At 45.8% G+C, this 18,391-nt stretch carries 23 protein-coding genes; 9 read left to right on the forward strand and 14 right to left on the reverse strand.

Annotation, left to right across the window (positions count from 1 at the left end):
- Positions 1-41: 41 nt before the first annotated feature.
- Together FB592_RS10700 and fbpB are read left to right on the forward strand one after the other, a co-directional pair.
- Complete coding sequence (locus tag FB592_RS10700) at positions 42-206, forward strand: Fur-regulated basic protein FbpA (RefSeq protein WP_003225157.1); 165 nt, start codon at positions 42-44, stop codon at positions 204-206.
- Positions 160-339: a Fur-regulated basic protein FbpB gene (gene fbpB / locus FB592_RS10705; protein WP_010886410.1), complete on the forward strand. Its 180-nt coding sequence runs from the start codon at positions 160-162 to the stop codon at positions 337-339. The genes FB592_RS10700 and fbpB overlap by 47 nt, the downstream gene beginning before the upstream one ends.
- A gap of 23 nt (positions 340-362) precedes the next feature.
- On the opposite strand, the gene FB592_RS10710 is transcribed toward fbpB, so the two are convergent.
- The 8 genes from FB592_RS10710 to dctS all read right to left on the reverse strand — a co-directional run bounded on the left by FB592_RS10710 (position 363) and on the right by dctS (position 8,891).
- Positions 363-1,508: an acyl-CoA dehydrogenase family protein gene (locus tag FB592_RS10710; RefSeq protein ID WP_015715274.1), complete on the reverse strand. Its 1,146-nt coding sequence runs from the start codon at positions 1,506-1,508 to the stop codon at positions 363-365.
- 127 nt (positions 1,509-1,635) lie between these two features.
- Complete coding sequence (locus FB592_RS10715; RefSeq protein ID WP_003225151.1) at positions 1,636-1,971, reverse strand: hypothetical protein; 336 nt, start codon at positions 1,969-1,971, stop codon at positions 1,636-1,638.
- Positions 1,972-2,065: 94 nt separating this feature from the next.
- Positions 2,066-2,833 (reverse strand): ABC transporter permease, encoded by a 768-nt coding sequence (locus tag FB592_RS10720; RefSeq protein ID WP_015715273.1) that lies wholly within the window; start codon positions 2,831-2,833, stop codon positions 2,066-2,068.
- Complete coding sequence (locus tag FB592_RS10725) at positions 2,826-3,752, reverse strand: ABC transporter ATP-binding protein (RefSeq protein WP_141949504.1); 927 nt, start codon at positions 3,750-3,752, stop codon at positions 2,826-2,828. The genes FB592_RS10720 and FB592_RS10725 overlap by 8 nt, the downstream gene beginning before the upstream one ends.
- Positions 3,753-4,028: 276 nt before the next feature.
- Positions 4,029-5,081 (reverse strand): AI-2E family transporter, encoded by a 1,053-nt coding sequence (locus FB592_RS10730; RefSeq protein ID WP_003246523.1) that lies wholly within the window; start codon positions 5,079-5,081, stop codon positions 4,029-4,031.
- A gap of 146 nt (positions 5,082-5,227) precedes the next feature.
- Positions 5,228-6,493 (reverse strand): C4-dicarboxylate transporter DctP, encoded by a 1,266-nt coding sequence (gene dctP / locus FB592_RS10735; protein WP_064671969.1) that lies wholly within the window; start codon positions 6,491-6,493, stop codon positions 5,228-5,230.
- Positions 6,494-6,613: 120 nt separating this feature from the next.
- Positions 6,614-7,294 carry a two-component system response regulator DctR gene (gene dctR / locus FB592_RS10740; protein WP_003234347.1) on the reverse strand — a complete coding sequence of 227 codons (681 nt, stop codon included), beginning with the start codon at positions 7,292-7,294 and terminating at the stop codon, positions 6,614-6,616.
- Positions 7,284-8,891: a two-component system sensor histidine kinase DctS gene (dctS, locus tag FB592_RS10745; RefSeq protein WP_003234348.1), complete on the reverse strand. Its 1,608-nt coding sequence runs from the start codon at positions 8,889-8,891 to the stop codon at positions 7,284-7,286. Before dctS ends, dctR begins: the two co-directional genes overlap by 11 nt.
- Positions 8,892-8,960: 69 nt before the next feature.
- Here dctS and dctB point away from each other — a divergent pair, with 69 nt between their 5' ends.
- Together dctB and FB592_RS10755 are read left to right on the forward strand one after the other, a co-directional pair.
- Entirely contained in the window at positions 8,961-10,013 is a 1,053-nt protein-coding gene (dctB, locus tag FB592_RS10750; RefSeq protein ID WP_003234350.1) for a C4-dicarboxylate TRAP transporter substrate-binding protein DctB, read from the forward strand.
- A gap of 84 nt (positions 10,014-10,097) precedes the next feature.
- Positions 10,098-10,919 (forward strand): manganese catalase, encoded by an 822-nt coding sequence (locus FB592_RS10755; RefSeq protein ID WP_003234352.1) that lies wholly within the window; start codon positions 10,098-10,100, stop codon positions 10,917-10,919.
- 36 nt (positions 10,920-10,955) lie between these two features.
- Here FB592_RS10755 and FB592_RS10760 read toward each other — a convergent pair whose 3' ends face one another.
- From FB592_RS10760 to FB592_RS10775, 4 genes are all read right to left on the reverse strand, one after another.
- The gene (locus FB592_RS10760; RefSeq protein WP_003246730.1) at positions 10,956-11,315 is read right to left on the reverse strand and encodes a YdbC family protein; all 360 of its coding nucleotides are present in this window, start codon (positions 11,313-11,315) and stop codon (positions 10,956-10,958) included.
- On the reverse strand, positions 11,309-11,650 hold the full coding sequence (locus FB592_RS10765; RefSeq protein WP_003246564.1) for a cupin domain-containing protein: 342 nt from the start codon (positions 11,648-11,650) through the stop codon (positions 11,309-11,311). Before FB592_RS10765 ends, FB592_RS10760 begins: the two co-directional genes overlap by 7 nt.
- A 130-nt stretch (positions 11,651-11,780) precedes the next feature.
- A complete protein-coding gene (gsiB, locus tag FB592_RS10770) occupies positions 11,781-12,152 on the reverse strand; it encodes a glucose starvation-inducible protein GsiB (protein ID WP_003246542.1) in 372 nt (123 codons plus the stop codon).
- 128 nt (positions 12,153-12,280) lie between these two features.
- Positions 12,281-13,099, reverse strand: coding sequence for an EcsC family protein (locus FB592_RS10775; protein WP_015715265.1), 819 nt, complete (start codon positions 13,097-13,099; stop codon positions 12,281-12,283).
- Between the two features lie 117 nt (positions 13,100-13,216).
- Between FB592_RS10775 and FB592_RS10780 the strand changes: the two genes are divergently transcribed.
- From FB592_RS10780 to FB592_RS10800, 5 genes are all read left to right on the forward strand, one after another.
- Positions 13,217-13,669, forward strand: coding sequence for a DUF2188 domain-containing protein (locus FB592_RS10780; RefSeq protein WP_003246574.1), 453 nt, complete (start codon positions 13,217-13,219; stop codon positions 13,667-13,669).
- 77 nt (positions 13,670-13,746) lie between these two features.
- The gene (locus tag FB592_RS10785) at positions 13,747-14,004 is read left to right on the forward strand and encodes a GlsB/YeaQ/YmgE family stress response membrane protein (RefSeq protein WP_003246519.1); all 258 of its coding nucleotides are present in this window, start codon (positions 13,747-13,749) and stop codon (positions 14,002-14,004) included.
- 229 nt (positions 14,005-14,233) lie between these two features.
- Complete coding sequence (locus tag FB592_RS10790; RefSeq protein ID WP_032680356.1) at positions 14,234-15,511, forward strand: Nramp family divalent metal transporter; 1,278 nt, start codon at positions 14,234-14,236, stop codon at positions 15,509-15,511.
- A 103-nt stretch (positions 15,512-15,614) separates the two neighbouring features.
- Positions 15,615-15,881 (forward strand): hypothetical protein, encoded by a 267-nt coding sequence (locus FB592_RS10795; protein WP_038827757.1) that lies wholly within the window; start codon positions 15,615-15,617, stop codon positions 15,879-15,881.
- Between the two features lie 28 nt (positions 15,882-15,909).
- Positions 15,910-16,047: a hypothetical protein gene (locus FB592_RS10800; protein WP_064671965.1), complete on the forward strand. Its 138-nt coding sequence runs from the start codon at positions 15,910-15,912 to the stop codon at positions 16,045-16,047.
- Positions 16,048-16,103: 56 nt separating this feature from the next.
- Here FB592_RS10800 and FB592_RS10805 read toward each other — a convergent pair whose 3' ends face one another.
- Both FB592_RS10805 and FB592_RS10810 read right to left on the reverse strand, forming a co-directional pair.
- Positions 16,104-17,828 (reverse strand): pyruvate oxidase, encoded by a 1,725-nt coding sequence (locus tag FB592_RS10805; RefSeq protein WP_021481718.1) that lies wholly within the window; start codon positions 17,826-17,828, stop codon positions 16,104-16,106.
- 24 nt (positions 17,829-17,852) lie between these two features.
- Positions 17,853-18,344: an NUDIX hydrolase gene (locus tag FB592_RS10810; protein ID WP_141949505.1), complete on the reverse strand. Its 492-nt coding sequence runs from the start codon at positions 18,342-18,344 to the stop codon at positions 17,853-17,855.
- Positions 18,345-18,391: the final 47 nt, after the last annotated feature.

Here is an 18,391-nt window from a genome sequence, read left to right on the forward strand (position 1 = left end):
TAATGATTATCAATATCGTTTGATTGGAGGTTGGTGACACAATGACACCTCAGTCTGCAGAAATCAGAAAAAAACAGCTCATTCATCTGTTAATACAGAATGGTATATACAAAAAGTCAAAGCGTCATCTGTATGAATTGTCGCTGACGGAGTTAGAAAGTGAATACAAACATGTCAGGAGGGCGCCGGAGCATGCCGAAGCGTAAAGTGAAAACTTACCAACAGCTGATCCAGGAAAACAAAGAGGCGATTATGGGCAATCCAAAGCTGATGAACGTTATTTATGACAGGATCGACCGCAAGCATCAAAAAAATCTGCAAGAGCAAAACAATACATAAAAAGAGCCGGTAAGGCTCTTTTTTTATGACTCAAATGCTTCAGCTGCCAGCTTGTGTATCACGGCGTCATCCATCGGCGGGTTGTGAAGACCGGCGCGCACATCACGGTAATAGCGCTGAAGCGGGTTGGTTCGTTCCAGGCTTTTGGCCCCGACAATTCTCATCGCTTTATCAACAACAGACAGCGCAGCGTTTGTGACGATATGCTTCGCCGCACCGAGCTCGCTTGTCAAGTGTGGACGCCGCTCCGGATCGTCATACAATTGAGCGATATGGAAAAGAAAGTGTCTGGCATTGAGCAGTTCAAGCTCCATTTCGCCTGTTCTTTGCTGTACGGCCGGGACATTCTTGATCGGTCCATTCAAGCTGTTTGGAGAATACTCAGATGCAAATTGCACTGCATAGTCACGAGCAGCTTGAGCCACACCAAGATAAATCGCAGGAATGTGAAGCAGCCAGCCATTCGGCTTAGCTCCACGAGGCCCTTGAAGCAGTTCCACCAGCTTATTCTCATCAAGCATTACTTCGTTCAGTACAAGGTCATGGCTCCCAGTCGCCCGCATCGCCATCATATCCCACGTTTCTTCAATCGACAAGCCGGGATCATCTTTATGAATGAGAAACACGCCTGTTGTTTGTTTGTCTTCAATCCATGCGGTTACTAAAAAATAATCCAGAGCTTGTGACATCGTCGTAAAGGTTTTTCTCCCGTTCACTGCCCATTTGCCATCCTTTTTGACGGCGTGTGTACCGGGACGCCCTCCTCTTGTCGGGCTTCCGGTTTTCGCTTCAGTCGCCGCCCTGTTAATGACGGCTCCGTTTTGGACTTCCTTGGCAACAAATGCAAATACGTCTTCATCCCAGCTGTTGCCTTCTCCAAGCTCCCCGATCACGCTCAAATGCCAGCCGATGCTAAGAGCCGTCGGAGCATCTCCCCGTGCAAGCCGTTCTTGAAACAGGAGCATATCGTAAACAGAAATGCCCCCTCCGCCATGAGATGCCGGCAATGTTAATGCTGTATACCCAGCATCACGCAGTTTTTGTATTTTCTCTGCAGGAAAACGTCCCTGTTCGTCATCTTCAGCAGCTGTTTGCTGAAATTCATCCGCAATCCGTCCGATTTTCTCCATCCATTGCCGCTGTTGATCGTTTTGTATAAATAATGACATCCGGCAGCCCCCCAGTTTTAATTCCGATAAATTTAATATGTATTATAGATTTCCTGCCATTTTTCCGCAACTGTTAACCTTTTGCCCAGTATAGAAAAACACGCCGTTCCCCAAGGGAACAGCGCGATTACACAGGATTTGCATCCCGGTCTTGTTTCATGCCGAGATAAATCAGCATATATGTCAGGTAACCCATCGTCATCACCAGGCCGCCAAAGAAAAAGCTTGAGAAAATCGGCTCTTCAAAAGCGGTCACTGCGGCCAACACAATCCAGCTGGCATACAGATAGATGATAAAATAGCGGATGCCCGTCTTCATTTTATATATCATGTACAGTCCCACGAGAGAAAACAACCCAAGCGCGAGCCTGAAATAAACAAGATGTTCAAACTGAAACATGAATGACACAAATGAGAATCCAAGCAGCAATACGATCGGTAAAGCGGTAATAAAGTTCCTCAATCGAGACACCTCCGTCAGTACCTTTAGTATAAACCAAAATATCAAATGATATTGATTTACGTGAGCTTTTTCACAAAAATGTCATTCCTTGCCTTTAGACCCGAACATCCCGTTTACAGAAGCACCACCAGCCAACAACGATGAAGAATATGGCATGTATGATGAGAATTCCAATTGAAAACAATGGCGTCATGCCTGAAAACAACGCTGTCTCTCCGCTTCTGTATTGCGTAAAGTCAGTGTTCGCAAAAAGCAAAAAGCTGCCCCACTTGTTTTCAAACAACTTCATGAGCTGAACAAGTGTACTCGCTCCGTATAAAACGACAAAAGAAACAACAACTGCTACCGCGCTGTTGCGGAACAGCGAAGAACAAAGCAGCCCGAATAATCCCATCATTACAGCTTCAAGCCAGTTTGACCCGATCAGCGCCAAGGTGTTGACCAGCAATGTCTTTGATTCCGCAGTCACCGATGTGCCAAAAAACACAAGACCGAATAATAATGCCAGAATGTAGTATGCCAGATACAAATAGAAGCTGACCATCACGACTGTGATTAATTTTGACCAAAAGACCTTTTGGCGTTTAACCGGACGAATGAGCAAAAATTTGATCGTCTTTTTATCAAATTCCATCGAAACAATTGTTGCTGCAATTACGATCGTTAAAGCCTGCAGCAAAATGTTCAGGCTCGGTGTATACGATAAATAGCCGATGAAGTTTTCATCTGTTCCGGCACTGATGACAATCCGTTTAATGATCAAAGCCATGAAGAATTGAAAGACAGCCATCAGGATAAGGGAAACCAAAGTGACCTTCCGATTAAAAAGTTTCATATGTTCATTCCAAATTAATTTAGACAAGCTCTTCTCCCTCCTCTTGATGAGCGGTCGTCGCTTTTATAAATTCGTCTTCCAGTGATTGCGTGTAAGGCGTAATGGAAAATACATTCAGATCTTGTCCGACAAGTGATCGGTTCAGCTCCGGTATGTTTTCTTTTGCCACATCAACTACAATCGTCCCGTCTTGGCTCTCAGCTTGATATTGATTGCCTGTCAGCCATTTGAGCGCTTTTTCTTGCGGCTGCACTTCTATAATTGCTTTTTCTGTGGTTTGATCAGTTCCTTGTAAGCTGACTTCCGCTTTGATCTCACCTTTTTGAATGATGATGACACGGTCGCACAAGTCTTCAACCTCGCGCAATAAATGAGTGGCGAACAGGACAGCTGTTCCTTCCATTTCTGCGAGCTCCTTAATATGATCGCGAAAATCCTTCATCCCCGCAGGATCGAGGCCGTTTGTCGGTTCATCTAGAATAAGAAGCTTCGGCCGGTGAAGAATTGCCTGGGCGATTCCAAGACGCTGGCGCATCCCAAGGGAATAGGTTTTCACATTATCATGAATCGCTGACGTCAGCCCGACACGTTCCACCACTTCATCAAGCCGTTCATCCGCTATTTTTTTGTGCATATTCGCAAAGTGCTTGAGGTTTTCCCAGCCTGTCAGGTACGGATAGAACTCAGGGTTCTCAACAATCGCTCCAACCGCTTCCATCGCTTTTTCAAACTCTGTATCATGCTGGAATCCGCTGATTGTCACGCTTCCGCTGTTTTGCTTCAGCAGCCCGACGATGATACGGATGAGTGTTGTTTTTCCGGAACCATTCGGACCGAGAAGGCCGATGATTTCACCCTCCATGACGTCCATGCTGATCTGTTTTAAAATCTGTTTAGACCCAATCTTTTTATCGAGGCCTTCAATATGTAAAATCGGCTCAGCCATAAAGCCTTCCTCCTTTTTCGACAAAAAATAAACAGTGCCTAACATTAGGCACTGTTTGTATTATAGCATTTGTTGCTTCCAAATGTTTGGTTAAACCGATGATGAGCGTTTGCTCCGACTGTTTGTTCTTTTCAGTTTCTGTAATGATGACAGGCATTGTCACCTGTTGTGTTCACCACTGTGCGAAGCAATGCCAAGCTCCGATTCCGAGTCTTAATTCCATGCCCCGAACAGGCAGGCCGGCAGATCGAGGCACACTCATTATTCGATTTTAAACTACTTTTTATCGCTATTCTCTCGGGGTCCTTTAGACCTATCTTCCTTGTTGGTGACATCCAGAATATCAAGGAGAAACACAAAGATCGGAATCCCGATAATTAAACCCCAAATGCCGAAGAAGTGTTCAGAGAAAATGAGTACTGTGAAGGTGAAAAAGATTGGCAGCTCTGTTTTCGCCGACATCAGCTTCGGATTTAAGAAATATGTTTCGATCGCATGAATGGCGAATATGACAAGGACAATGTAGAGCACATACATTCCGCCGCCAGTGCTGTAGGCGATAATGCTGAGCGGAATCAGGGAAATGACGACGCCTGCTACAGGGATCAACCCAAGGAAGAACACCATAATCGAAAGCCCAAACAGCTGCGGAAAATGCATAATCCAAAGCGCGATAAACGTCAGAATACAGTTGACGAGCGCAATGATAAATTGAGCCTCGAGCACCTTGCCGAACGTTCTTGCAAATTTGCTTCCGAAAAAAGCAATTTCCTCATAAAAGACCCTCAGTTTGCTCGTTTTAAATTTCGCCATGAATTCAGAAAGCCGTTTTTTCTCAAATAAGAAAAACATGCTAAGAATGAGCGCCATCACGACCTGCAAGCCGAATGTGCTGATATCGGCCAGATACGTATACACTACATTGAAGCCCTCTTTGACATATGAACTGATGTTAATATCTCCGAAGACACTGGTGATCTCATCAAAGAAAGGGATGCTGTCAGGATGATACGCAATATGTTTAATCTGCTTTACCAGCTGCTGGATCTGCGCCGCGACGACCGGATAAAACACAAAGCCCCCGACTGTGAGCAGCACAGCCAGCAACATGTAAAGAAACGTAATGACAACCCGCTGGCTCACGCGGAAGAACTGGCTTACAAACTGCCGCACGACAAGCTCCAAACGATCCATTAGAAATGTGAAAATGAAGGTAAGCAATATTAAGTTGATCATGCTCTTAAATAGATATAACACACCAGTTAACACGACAAAGATGGAGAAACGCCTTACTCCCGGGTGCTGAAAAAATTTAACTAAAGCGGCCATTTATACACTCCTGTTAGGACAAACGTCCTTCATTCAATATAGTATCCATTTGTAAATTATATAACAAAAAAATGCTGAGGTCTCTGTCCTTACCTTAATAATTCTTAAACAATTAAAAAAACGGCCCATGGATGGGCCGTTTTTTTTCAGACTGCTGTTTTCATTTTTTTCATGCCTTCAACAGCCTCTACGCTTTTTGCTTCATCAAATTCATTTTCGCTTTTGGCAACAATGATCGTGGCGATTCCGTTTCCGATCAGGTTCACAATGGCTCTTCCTTCACTCATGAAACGGTCGACCCCGAGCAGGAGTGCAAGCCCCTCCAGCGGAATGACCTGCAGCGCTGACAGCGTTGAGGCAAGGACGATAAATCCGCTTCCCGTCACACCTGCCGCTCCCTTCGATGTCAGCATCAGAACGAGGATAATCGTAATTTGCTGGCCGATGCTGAGGTCTACTCCAAACACCTGTGCCAAAAAGACAGTCGCCATTGATAAATAAATGGATGTGCCGTCGAGGTTAAACGAATAGCCCGTCGGAATAACTAGCCCGACAACTGATTTGGAACAGCCGTAGCGCTCCATTTTATCCATCATACGCGGAAGCACCGATTCGGAAGAGCTTGTGCCAAGCACGATCAAAAGCTCATCCTTAATGAAGCGAAGGTAATTCCACAGGCTGAATCCGTAAAGCTTGCAGATGATATTTAAAGCAACAAATACGAACAGGAACATCGTAATATAAACAGACATCATTAAGCTTGCCAGCGGTTTGATGGAATCGAGCCCGAAGTGTCCGATTGTATACGCCATCGCCCCGAATGCCCCGATTGGCGCGGCACGCATAATGTAGCCGATAATTTTGAAAAAAACGTGAGAAACCTTGTCGAAGAAATCAATGACGCTTTTCCCTTTTTCGCCTAATGCCGCAAGACCCACTCCGAAAAGAATAGAAAAGAATAAGACCTGCAAAATGTCCCCTTTTGCGAAGGCATCAACCATGTTGGACGGAACAATGTGTGTAATAAATTCAATCCAGTCGATTCCCTGACCGCCATTTTGCGTGTATTGTGATACATCTCCTTTTTCAAGCTTACTGTAATCAAGACCCGCACCCGGCTTCATAATATTGACGACAAATAAACCGATAATGAGTGCGAGGGTGGTGACAACCTCGAAATAGATAAACGCTTTTCCCCCTACTTTTCCAACCTTCTTCATATCGCCCATTTTTGCAATCCCGAGAACGATTGTGAAGAAAATGATTGGTGCGATCACCATTTTAACAGCGTTGATAAATGTATCGCCAAGCGGTTTCATTTCTTTGCCGACATTCGGCCAGACCAGCCCGACAATGACCCCGATGATGACCGCGGTTATGACCTGAACTGTTAAATTTTTAAACAGTTTCATATCCTTCATCCCCCTGTCCTATTCGCCTTTTGTGTCTTTCTTACTAGAATGATAGCGTTTTCATACAGTCTGGGGAAGTTTATGATCATAACGGACATTTTGGTCTTTTTGGTCTCAGGTTTATCCTTTTAACACGTAGCGGTTGACCGGCCGGCCGACTCCGCCGTATTGAACGTCCAATTTGATGATCCCGGTTTTTTCTAAGTAATCAAGATATCGTCTGGCTGTCACTCTGGCGATGCCGAGCGCCTTGGCAACCTCTTCAGCAGAAAGGGATGCGGTTTGCTGTTTCAAAAAAGCAGTGACTTCATTCATCGTGAAGTGATTTAATCCTTTCGGCAGATCCTGTACGGCCTGCTGCGGAATATTCAGGATCGCATCGAGCTGTTCCTGGGACAGCGTATCATTCGCTTCGATTTTTTGTTTATATTGCTTGTACTTTTCGAGTGCCTGTCTCATTCGCTCAAGCTTAAACGGCTTTAAGATATAGTCAACCGCCCCGTTTTGCAGCATGAGTGAGATCGTTTCCTTGTCTTTTGCAGCCGAGACGACAATGACATCCACTTCAAGCTTTTGCTTTCTGATCTCCTGCAAGGTCTTGATGCCGTCTTTTTTCGGCATGTACACATCGAGAATGACGAGATCCGGCTGTTCTTCTTTAATCAGCTTCATGCCTTCCTCTCCGTTTCCTGCCGTTGCACAGACAGTAACGCCTTTAACAGTTGTAATGAAATCCTTATTGACCTCTTGAACCATCGGATCGTCTTCAATGAGCAGAACCTTCCATTCTTTACGAGCCATGCTGTGCTTCCTCCCCCTTCATTGGAAAAACGATAGAAAAAGATGTCCCCTGCCCCGCATGTGAATCAACTTCTATCGTGCCCGATCCTTTGTCTATGATTTGTTTCACTAAATACAGGCCATAGCCTGTGCCGCCAGTTTTATTGACCGTAAAACCTTTGTCATAAAGGCGAGGCATATGTGTCGGTTCAATTCCGCAGCCGTTATCTTCTATTAAAATAGCAAGGATATCATCTGTTTGTTCGATACTAATGTCAATTCGTTTGTCTTCAGATTGAACGGTTTCAAATGAGCCGAAGGCATTTTCAATCAGATTCCCCAAAAGCACGACAATATCATGCTGATCAACATGCTCGGGAAATTGCTGAAGACTGCTGTTTTCATCTATATGAACAGCAATGCCGAGCTCTCTTCCCCTTCTGATTTTACTTAATAGAAGGCCTGCCGCAGCGTCATTTTGAATCGAGCGGTGCAGAAATTCAGTCACATTTTCCTGCTCAGTTGACGCCTGGAATGCAAGCTGCAAGGCTTTTTCAGATTTCCCCAGCTGGATGAGACCGGCGATCGTGTGCAGCTTATTCATATGCTCATGGTTTTGGACACGGAGCGCCTCCACAAAGTTTCTGACACCAGTCAATTCCTCTGCCATCTTGGCCGCTTCCGTTCTGTCCTGAAAAATCGCAACGGCGCCGATCACTTTTTTCTTCATGACGATCGGAATTCTGCTGCTCATGATCACCTTACCGCTGACACGAATTTCTTCATTATAAACCGCTTTGTTCCGCTCCACGATTTCGGGCAGGCGCGAATCCTTGAGAACCTCCCAAATCACCTTGCCGATTAGATCCCCCTGCACTTCAAAGATCTGTTTCGCTTTTTCATTGAAGATCGTAATGACGAGACGATTGTCAATAGCGATCACCCCTTCATTCATCGAGTGAAACGTCGCTGTCCGTTCTTCATACATTCGGACAATCTCATGGGGTTCAAGCTGAAACATTTGTTTTTTGATATGGCGGGCCAGCAAAAAGGAACCAGCAAGGCCAAAGCCGAGTGTCAGCACAACGATGAAGGCGATATCACGCTTTAAATGAAGCAGGATGTCAGCGATCCCCGGCAGCGTTTTTCCGACAAGCACCACGCCTATTTGGTTCAGGTCTTGATCCTTTACCGGATAAAAAGCGCGAACCGCCGTGCCGATCTCGCCCTTTGCTTCAGAGAAATAAATGTGCTCCGCAAAAGCTGCCTCCTCGTCTGCACCTTCTGATTTCTTGCCAATGCTTGTGCTGACAGGATGCGTATATCGGATGTGATTCATATCCATGACGACAATATAGTCTGCTTCATTAATCATCCTGATTTCTTCAACCGCATGGCGAACCGCTTCTGTTTGTTTTTTTCGCGCCAAGGCTTCTTTCACTTCTGTCATCTCTGACACCGTCCGGGCCGTATTCATCAACCGCTTTTTCAGCTCCCGCTCCTCTGTATGCTGAATGTTGCCGATGAGCACAATGCCGCCGATCAAAAAGGAGAAAATGACGAGTATATAGGATAAGATCGTGATTTTCCAACGGATTGAGAGCTTCTTTTTGTTCATCAGCTTCTCCTTTCAGGTCTTTACGAATGTCATAGCCCCCATTATCCTTAACATAGGGGAGGGCTTTTCATGAAGAGTTTGCTTGCATGTCTCGCACTGATGATCGCTGGAATTGCAACCGCTTTATTTATCGGATTCCATGATCATACCGGCAATAAAAAGATTGTTTATGATGACGACCAGGAAGGCCTGCAGGATCAAATCGTGTTTAAATTCAGCCACGTGGTTGCTGAAAATACGCCAAAAGGGCTGGCCGCCAATAAATTCGCTGATCTGGTGAACGAAAAATCAGGCGGAAAAATAAAAATAGAAGTATTTCCGAATGGAAGCCTGTACTCGGACATTGAAGAAATTGAAGCATTGCAAAACGGCGATGTTCAATTTATCGCCCCCTCCACATCGAAGCTCGGCATGCTCTCGCCTGAATGGGGAGTGCTGGATCTGCCGTATGCATTTACAGATTACAACGCCGTCAAAAAAGGGCTGAACGGAAGCATCGGCACACAGCTGTTTGATTCTCTAAAGAAAAACCAATTGAAAGGATTGGCCTATTGGACGAACGGCTTTAAGCAAATCACAACAAATCAAGGGCCGGTCAAAACACCGGATGACTTAAAAGGGCAGGATCTGCGCATTATGCAAAGCGATGTGATTGAGGATCAGTTCAAGCTGCTTGGCGCAACACCTCATCAGGAATCCTTCAATTCTACCTTTCAGCTGTTAGAAAACAATGTAGTCGATGGCGAAGAAAATACAATTTCAAACATCTATTCTAAAAAATTTTATAATGTTCAGGACTATTTGACAATAAGCAGCCACGGTTATCTCGGCTACGCTGTCATGACTGATGAACACTTCTGGAAGGCGCAAACACCAGAAACAAGACGCATTTTGACTGAAGCGATGAAGGAGACAACGGAGTGGAATGAAACGTATGCCGAACAAATGAACAAGGAGCAGCTGGAAGAAATCAAAAAGAATTCTGCTATACATATTTATGAGCTGTCAGATAAAGAGAAACAAGAATGGATGAAGCGTCTTGACCCTGTTTACCGGCAGTATGAGCCCATCTTTGGCCGGGAGCTGATCCGGGAACTGTTGGAGCTGCGAAAAGATTCATAGTTCCCATCTCGATACGCTGTTTTTCGTTTATCTTTCTATCGATCGGAAATATAAAAAGAGATAAACGAAAAAGGAGATGGGTACATGTTTAAGCACACAAAAATGCTGCAGCATCCTGCTAAACCAGATCGTCCAGATCCATTATTCGCTAAAAAAATGCAAGAAATTTTAGGCGGGCAATTCGGAGAAATTTCAGTTGCCATGCAGTACTTATTTCAAGGCTGGAACACAAGAGGAAATGAAAAATACAAGGACTTGCTGATGGATACGGCAACTGAGGAGCTCGGGCATGTTGAAATGATTGCAACGATGATTGCCAGACTTCTTGAGGATGCCCCTCTTGATCAGCAGGAAAAAGCTGCTGAAGATCCGGTCATCGGCTCCATCCTAGGCGGCATGAACCCTCACCATGCGATTGTATCAGGACTTGGCGCCATGCCGGAAAGCAGTACAGGCGTACCTTGGAGCGGCGGTTATATCGTAGCAAGCGGAAACCTGCTGGCAGACTTCCGCGCCAACCTGAATGCGGAATCTCAGGGCCGTCTGCAGGTCGCACGCCTGTTTGAAATGACGGATGACAAAGGCGTCAAAGATATGCTCAGCTTCCTGCTGGCGCGTGACACGATGCACCAGAACCAATGGCTCGCCGCCATTAAAGAATTAGAAGCACAGGAAGGTCCGGTTGTGCCGGGTACATTCCCGAAAGCGCTCGAAAAACAAGAGTTCTCACATCAGCTTATCAATTTCTCTGAAGGCGAAGTAAGCGCCGAGCAAAACTGGCTGAATGAAAAAGCGCCGGACGGAGAAGCCTTTGAATATGTGAAAGAAGCAAAAACGTTTGGAGAAAAACCGGAGTTAAAACCAGCACCGCCTTTTGTTCATAATACACTTCCGGGACGCGAGTAAAGAGACAAGCCCAAAACATGATGTTTTGGGCTTTGATTATGCCTTCAGAACCGTCCAGTTTGGTTCGTACCGGATATCGGGGTTATGTAACAGATCGTGAACGAACGGTTTATCCTCTTCGTACACCGTCACCTCTATCGAAAGAATTACAGCCTTCTGATCGTTTTCCTCGTATATGCTGTCATGTTCGTTCTCCATAAAATGATCATAGGCTTCTCTGTTTTCCCATACACTGATGATTTCTGCGGTGAGCGGCTCGTCTATCGTTTTTCGCCAGCCGCCGGCCTGTTTGATAAAGCCGCTTATATGCGATAACGCTTCCCACTGTGACTGCGCTTTTGCAAATGCTTCAGCGTTTGCAGCATCTACTTCACATATCATCTTTTTGATTAGCATGGCTGCTCCTCTATGATGACGGTTTCGGCTTGTTTATGCTCCACACAGAGATTTACCGTTCTGACGTAAGAGCGTGTGCGGTGAACCGTGCCTTTCGGGATCAGCAGGCTGTCATTTGCTTTGAGCACCGCGGTTTCTTTGTCCTTAAAATCGATCAGCAGCTCCCCTTCAAGAACAATAAACAATTCGTCTGAGTCAGGGTGATGGTGCCAGTCATATTCTCCCGTAAACACCGCAAGGCGCACGCAGTGGTCGTTGACCTCTGAGATTGAAAAATTGGCGTGCTTTTCTTTGACTTCATTTGCGATGGCGAGCAAGTTTTGCATCTTGGACATTAGCGAAAACCCCTTTTTCACTTATTGTATCGCAATAGCGGCATAAATTGAGAAGATTCCAAAAAAAGCGATCCAGCTGATGTGCCGGATCGCTTTTTTATTTACAGGTTGTCTGCCTTTATGCTTTTGATTAGTCGTTGTTGCGGGCGTTTCCGCCTTTTGAGCCGATTTCTTGGTAGAATTCTTTATCATGATTTTTGCTTGTTGCCTCTCCGCCTTTTCGGCCGATTTCTTGATAGAATTCTTTATCATGATTTTCGCTAGTGGCTTCTCCGCCTTTTTCACCGATTTCTTGATAGAACTCTTTGTCATGGTTCTTGCTAGTGGCTTCTCCGCCTTTTTCGCCGATTTCTTGATAGAATTCTTTGTCATGGTTTTTGCTAGTGGCTTCTCCGCCTTTTTGACCAATCTCTTGATAGAATTCTTTGTCATGGTTCTTGCTTGTTGTTTCTCCGCCTTTTCTACCTGCTTCTTCTCTGCTCATTTTGTTATTGTCTGCCATTTTGAATTCCTCCTTTAATTGGTGTTGGTTGTTGTATTCCCGCTCACAATTCTTTTAAACAAACAAAACACATTGGGTATGTTTCCACTAAAAAAAGCAGGCGGATCGCGGTGTCCGTCTGCTTTCTGCTATTCCATCTCTCGTTCTGTTTCTTTCAGTCGTTCAAGAATGCGCCTCTTTTTGTACAGCATCATGCCTGTCTCGGTAATGTCGTTTAATGTTGAGCGATTGGCAGCGGCGCCAAAAACCATTCCGGCAACCGGCACCATCTGGAAAAGTTTTTTCCAGCCAAACGTGTCTCGATAGCCTAAAACAACTTCTCGCCAGCCTTGGATTTGAGAAGCGACATTCTTATATGTACGGTCTTGATCGTAGTGTTTTAATTCTTGCAAAATCGATCTTTTGCCGACAACATCAGCCGACGTCAGCTGCAGGCATTTCACAATGAAGACGCGTTCTTTTTTCTCCTTTGGGTCATAGCCGTATGCGACTGCGATATCCTGTAATGTTTTTAGTGATAAGCCAAGCACTGCCGGAATGTCTGCCGCCAGCGTAAACACGCCGCCCACACCGGTTGTCGCGCCTTGAACGGTTGCTGCGTTGGTTCTGTTTTTGCCCATTCCTTCCGCAATTTCATCCATGACAGGAAGAGGAGCTTTCCGGATGTCCTCCAGCGATTCAAAGATCTCCCCCGGCAGTTTCTTTTGAAACATCCTGATAATCTGTTTTTCAGATGTCAGGTACTGTCCGCCTGTTTGAACAAAGCTGCCGACCTCATCCAAGAGCTTGCCGATCTTTTTCTGGATGAATTCTGGTGTCAGCTTGTCCAGCAGTTGAAACGGGAGACGGCTGAGCTTTTCCCAAAACCAGACTTTTTGCTGATCTTTTTCCCATTTCTCTATCTCTTTTAATTGCTGATGTAAGTCTTCTTTTCGTTCTGTTGGCACCCAACCCGCACTTCCCTTCCGTTTTTTCTACTATATAGTATACCTTCATTTTTTCGGATGCGTTTTTATTTTTCACCTGTGGGTACCATTTTTATAAAAGGAAAAGGAGTGATGGACATGCCTTGGTCGATGAAGGATTATCCTGCTTCATTAAAAAATCTTGAGAAGCCGGTGAGAAAAAAGGCGATAGACATTGCGAATGCGATGATTGATGAAGGCTATGAGGAAGGGCGCGCGATTCCAATTGCGACAAGCAAAGCGAAGGAATGGGCGGAAAACGCCTCTACAGATGAAATTGATGATTTCCTGACGCATGATGATGAGACAGAACGCGATGCTGATCCAAGCAGTGGCAGCGGGCCCGAGCTCATGAACAAAGCAGAACATGTTATTAAGCATAAAAAAGGCTGGGCAGTCAAAGCCGAGGGCGCCAAACGCGTGTCTGAAATCAAGGATACAAAGAAAGAAGCGATTGAACGGGCAAAGGAAATCGCGGCGCATAAAGGCACTGAGGTCATTGTTCATTTAGCTGACGGCAGTGTGCAGAGAAAGATTAAAACAGGGTCATAAAGGAATATGCTTTTAGGTGTTTCGAAATGATCAGAAGCGGTTATTGATTGGTAAATCATTTATGAGAGGTGATCATGATGCTTAGCTTTTTGGTTTCATTAGTTGTTGCTATTGTTATCGGATTAATTGGGAGCGCCATTGTAGGAAACCGGCTGCCGGGAGGAATTTTCGGCTCTATGATTGCCGGGCTGATCGGCGCTTGGATCGGGCACGGACTTCTTGGCACATGGGGACCGAGCCTCGCCGGCTTTGCTATTTTCCCCGCCATCATCGGGGCAGCCATCTTCGTATTCTTGCTGGGCCTTATATTCCGCGGGCTGCGGAAGGAAGCCTAGACTCATTAGATACAGAAGGCATCGTTTCGAACTGAAACGATGTCTTTTTATATGGGACCTTATCCCGAATCCCTACATATCATGTTACATAACAGGGAAAAATTCAGAAGTGTATTTTGAACATTTTCGGTTGACAAGAAACCGGGATGGTCATATGATGTAGATAAAATAATTTGCCTTAAGGAAACTCTTTGTTGTACGGCAAAAACAAACAGAATTCAGGTGAGACATGATGAACAAGGACATCACAGCACAATCTCCCCGTTCCAAAGCCGTCCAAGATGCGCTTGACGGGAAAATCAGAGGATTCAGAGGGCTGCTCCCTTTTCTCGGCCCTGCATTTATAGCAGCCATTGCCTATATTGATCCCGGCAACTTCGCAACGAATATTTCGGCGGGTTCTAAATACGGATATATGCTCTTATGGGTGATCTTATTTTCTAATATCATGGCCCTTTTAATTCAATCCCTATCCGCCAAACTCGGTATTGCGACAGGCAAAAATTTGCCTGAGGTTGCCCGTGAAGAATTCCCGAAGCCTGTCTCGATCGGATTATGGATTCAAGGCGAGCTGGTCATTATCGCAACTGATCTGGCGGAATTTATCGGAGCGGCTCTGGGACTGTATTTGCTGTTCGGCATTCCGATGCTTGAAGCGTCTATTATAGCTGCGATCGGTTCTTTCGCGATATTGGAGCTTCAGCGCCGCGGTTATCGCTCACTTGAAGCCGGTATTGCCGGTATGCTGTTTGTGGTCGTGATCGCCTTTGCGCTGCAGACCTTTTTCGCAAAACCTGATGCCGTGTCAGTGATGAAGGGCCTTTTTGTCCCGGCGTTTCATGGCACCGACAGTGTGCTTCTTGCAGCGGGTATTCTTGGCGCAACTGTTATGCCGCACGCCATTTATTTACACTCTGCCCTTACACAGCGGCGGGTGGTTGGCAAAACTGATGCAGAACGAAAAAAAATCTTTAGGTTTGAATTTATTGATATTTTAATAGCGATGCTGATTGCAGGGGCTATTAATGCAAGTATGCTGATTGTGGCTGCTGCATTATTCTTCAAAAACGGCCTGTTTGTTGAGGATCTTGACGTCGCATTTCAGCAATTCGGACATCTTGTCAGCCCTATGTCTGCGGCTTTATTCGGGATCGGGCTGCTCGTTGCCGGTCTATCCAGTTCGTCTGTCGGCACACTTTCAGGCGACGTGATTATGCAAGGATTTATCAACTACCGCATTCCGCTGTATGTACGGCGTTTTATCACGATCATTCCGCCGATCTTGATCATCGCGTCAGGTGTTAATCCGACGACCGCTCTCGTACTGAGCCAAGTCGTGCTGTCCTTCGGGATCGCCTTTGCCCTCATTCCGCTTATTATGTTTACAAGCAATAAACGGATCATGGGATCTCTGATCAACGCCAAATGGGTCACAGTGGTGTCTTGGCTGATTGCTGTATTGATCGTTGCTTTGAATGTGTTTTTAATTGTAGATACGTTTCGATAAAAAATCCGGCTCCTAAAGCCGGTTTTTATTTTTTCGCAAAAGCTCATTGATACCCTTTTTGACAGAAATTTGTTATGATAGAAGAAAAATCGGAGTTTTGATGATGTCAGTATTTATTTTGTTTTATTTGTGGATTGTTCCTATTGTTATCGGCATTATATGTTCTGTCGCTGCCTATAAATCCAAGGGGAAAATGAGAGTCGCGCCCGGCATTGCCATGATCGTGCTCAGTATCATTTCCTTAATCACGGCGTTTACGGCCGGACACACAAATTTCCACGTGTTTATCGGCGGCATGTTTTTATTCGGCACCTTCTTGGTCGGTTCTGCTTTTCCTTTCTTTTTCGGGCTGAAGAAAAAAGAGAAATAAGCTTATAATGAGAAGAGTTCTGTAAGATTTGATAAGAATAAGCATGCAAGGGCAAATGCATCTTCCTTTGAAACAAGATGCATTTGCCCTTTTGTCTGTTTCGAGTATGGCGAAATCAGTTCCTAATACATACACCGATCATTTTATGAATTCAAACATGTTATAGCTGAAAATACGTTTGTTTCCAACAAAAAACAGAGGCCTTTTGGGGCCTCTGTTTTTTTAGAATAACCGTTTCAAACTTTTCTTCAGTGACGGCATTTCAAATTTTTGGTTTTCGAAGAAGTTTTTCAGCATGTACTTGCTAAAGCCTTTCGCCTGCCCGTAGGTGATTTTGCCAGGCAGCGGCGGTTCGTTTCCAATCATGACATCCACAACAACAGGTTGGTCAGAGTGCAGCGCCTCATGGAATGCCGGCGCAAGCTCTTCCGCTTTAGTCACTTTGATGCCCTTTGCTCCGCAGCTTTCTGCAAATGCGGCATAGTCGACATTTTGAAGTTTTGTGACATAGTCGATATTGCCTTTGACCTGCTGCTCGTACTCAATCATGCCAAGATTTTCGTTGTTTAAAATGACGACTGTGATCGGGAGCTTATATTTGACAGCGGTCGGAAGATCCTGCATGACCATGGAAAATCCCCCGTCACCACAGACGGCGATCGCCTGGCGTTCCGGTTCGGACAAGCTTGCGGCGATCGCTCCCGGCAGGCCGCAACCCATTGTCGCAAGCCAGCTGGAGACGATGAAATCCTGGTTCGCGTTCATTTTGAAATGACGCGCCATCCAGACTGTCACAGTGCCGACATCGACAGAGAGCACCGCATCATCGGCTGCCGCTTCCTGAAGACGGGCCACGACCTGCTGAGGTTTAAGCGGTGTTGTTGCCTCTGTCTCATCTTTTTCAATTTCGTTCCACCAATGCTGCATATGTTCTGTGCAGGCATTCAGGAATCTTCTGTCTTCCTTGCGTTCAATATACTCTGTCAATTCGCGCAGACCGAGAGCCGAATCGCAGACAAGGCCCGCTGTCACCGGATACCGTTTTCCGATTTTTGCCGGGTCTGAATCGAGCTGTATCGCCGGCGTGTCATCTGGCAAATAATCACGGTACGGGAATGATGTTCCGAGCATGATTAATAAATCACATTCCTCCATTGCCTCGTAAGCCGGCTTTGTTCCGATCTGCCCGAGGTTGCCGAGAAAATGCGGGTGCTTATCGGGAACGACACCTTTTGCCGGGAGTGTAACAACGATCGGAGCGGCGGCTTTGTCCGCAAATTCTAAGAGCTCCCGTTTCGCCTTTTTCATTCCCTGCCCTGCCAGGATAATCGGTTTCTTAGCGTTATTAATATATTGGGCGCAGGTGACGAGCTGTTCTTTTTTCGGTTCAAGGTTCCCTTCAATATACACCGGTGAAGTATACACGGGCTCCCGTTTGATTTTCTCCGCAAACAAATCATCTGACACGCTCAATACCGCAACGCCTTTTTTGCTGTAGGCGGTCCTGATCGCCTGATTTAAGAGATCCGGAAGTGATTCTGCGCTATGTACCTCTCTGTTGAACACAGCCACGTCCTCAAACATTTGCTCCAGCTTAATCTCCTGGAAATAGTCCCGTCCGACTTCGCCAGAAGAAACCTGTCCTGCAATCGCCAGCACAGGGGCGCCGTCCGCTTTTGCATCATATAAACCATTTAATAAGTGCACCGCTCCCGGCCCTGCGATTGACAGACAGACTCCGATCTTGCCGGTGAGTTTTGCTTCAGCTGCGGCTGCCAGTGCCGCTACCTCTTCGTGGCGGGTTTGAATGAACTTCAGTTGATTTCTTTCGTGTCTTAATTCTTCAATAAACTCATTTATACTGTCTCCGGGGATGCCGTATACATGATCAACTCCCCATTGCTCAAGCAGCTCTGTCATTACTTGTCCTGCAGTTTTATGTGCCATAACGTATCCTCCTTTTTCCTTTTTTCAATACCACAGGAGAAAGGCTTTAAAACCCGGAGACCTGAATCGCTTGCCAAGTCTTCTTTTCAACAGGTCGATCGCCGCGAGCAACCCTCTATCCTTGACGGTGACATTTACATCTTGAGCGCCGTTCTTGAAATCATTGATCTGCCTTTTTCGATTCGGCACCATAAAAAGCGGTAAACGCCCCGGGGAAACCCACTTTAATCCCGCTGTCTCTGTGCCGTCAGCCACTGCTTGTCCGCCTGTTATGCTTCCGAAAAACAGATGCTGTTCATCTTGAAACTTTGGCCTTTGGTAAACACCTATTTTCGCAGAAAGCGCTGCATTGTATCCCGTTTCTTCCAATACCTCCCGCACTGCCGCTTCCTCAGCCGATTCCCCGGGATCAACCCTGCCGCCCGGCAAATCCCATAGAGGGACATCTTTTCGTTTCACCAGCAGAATTTGCTGACTTTCGTTCAATACGATCACAAAAGCACCTTGTGTATACACCGCCATACCTCCTTTTCTCGCAAAAAAGGACCAAGGTGATTCCCTTG

This window comes from Bacillus sp. SJZ110 (assembly GCF_006715455.1).
Lineage (GTDB): Bacteria > Bacillota > Bacilli > Bacillales > Bacillaceae > Bacillus > Bacillus subtilis.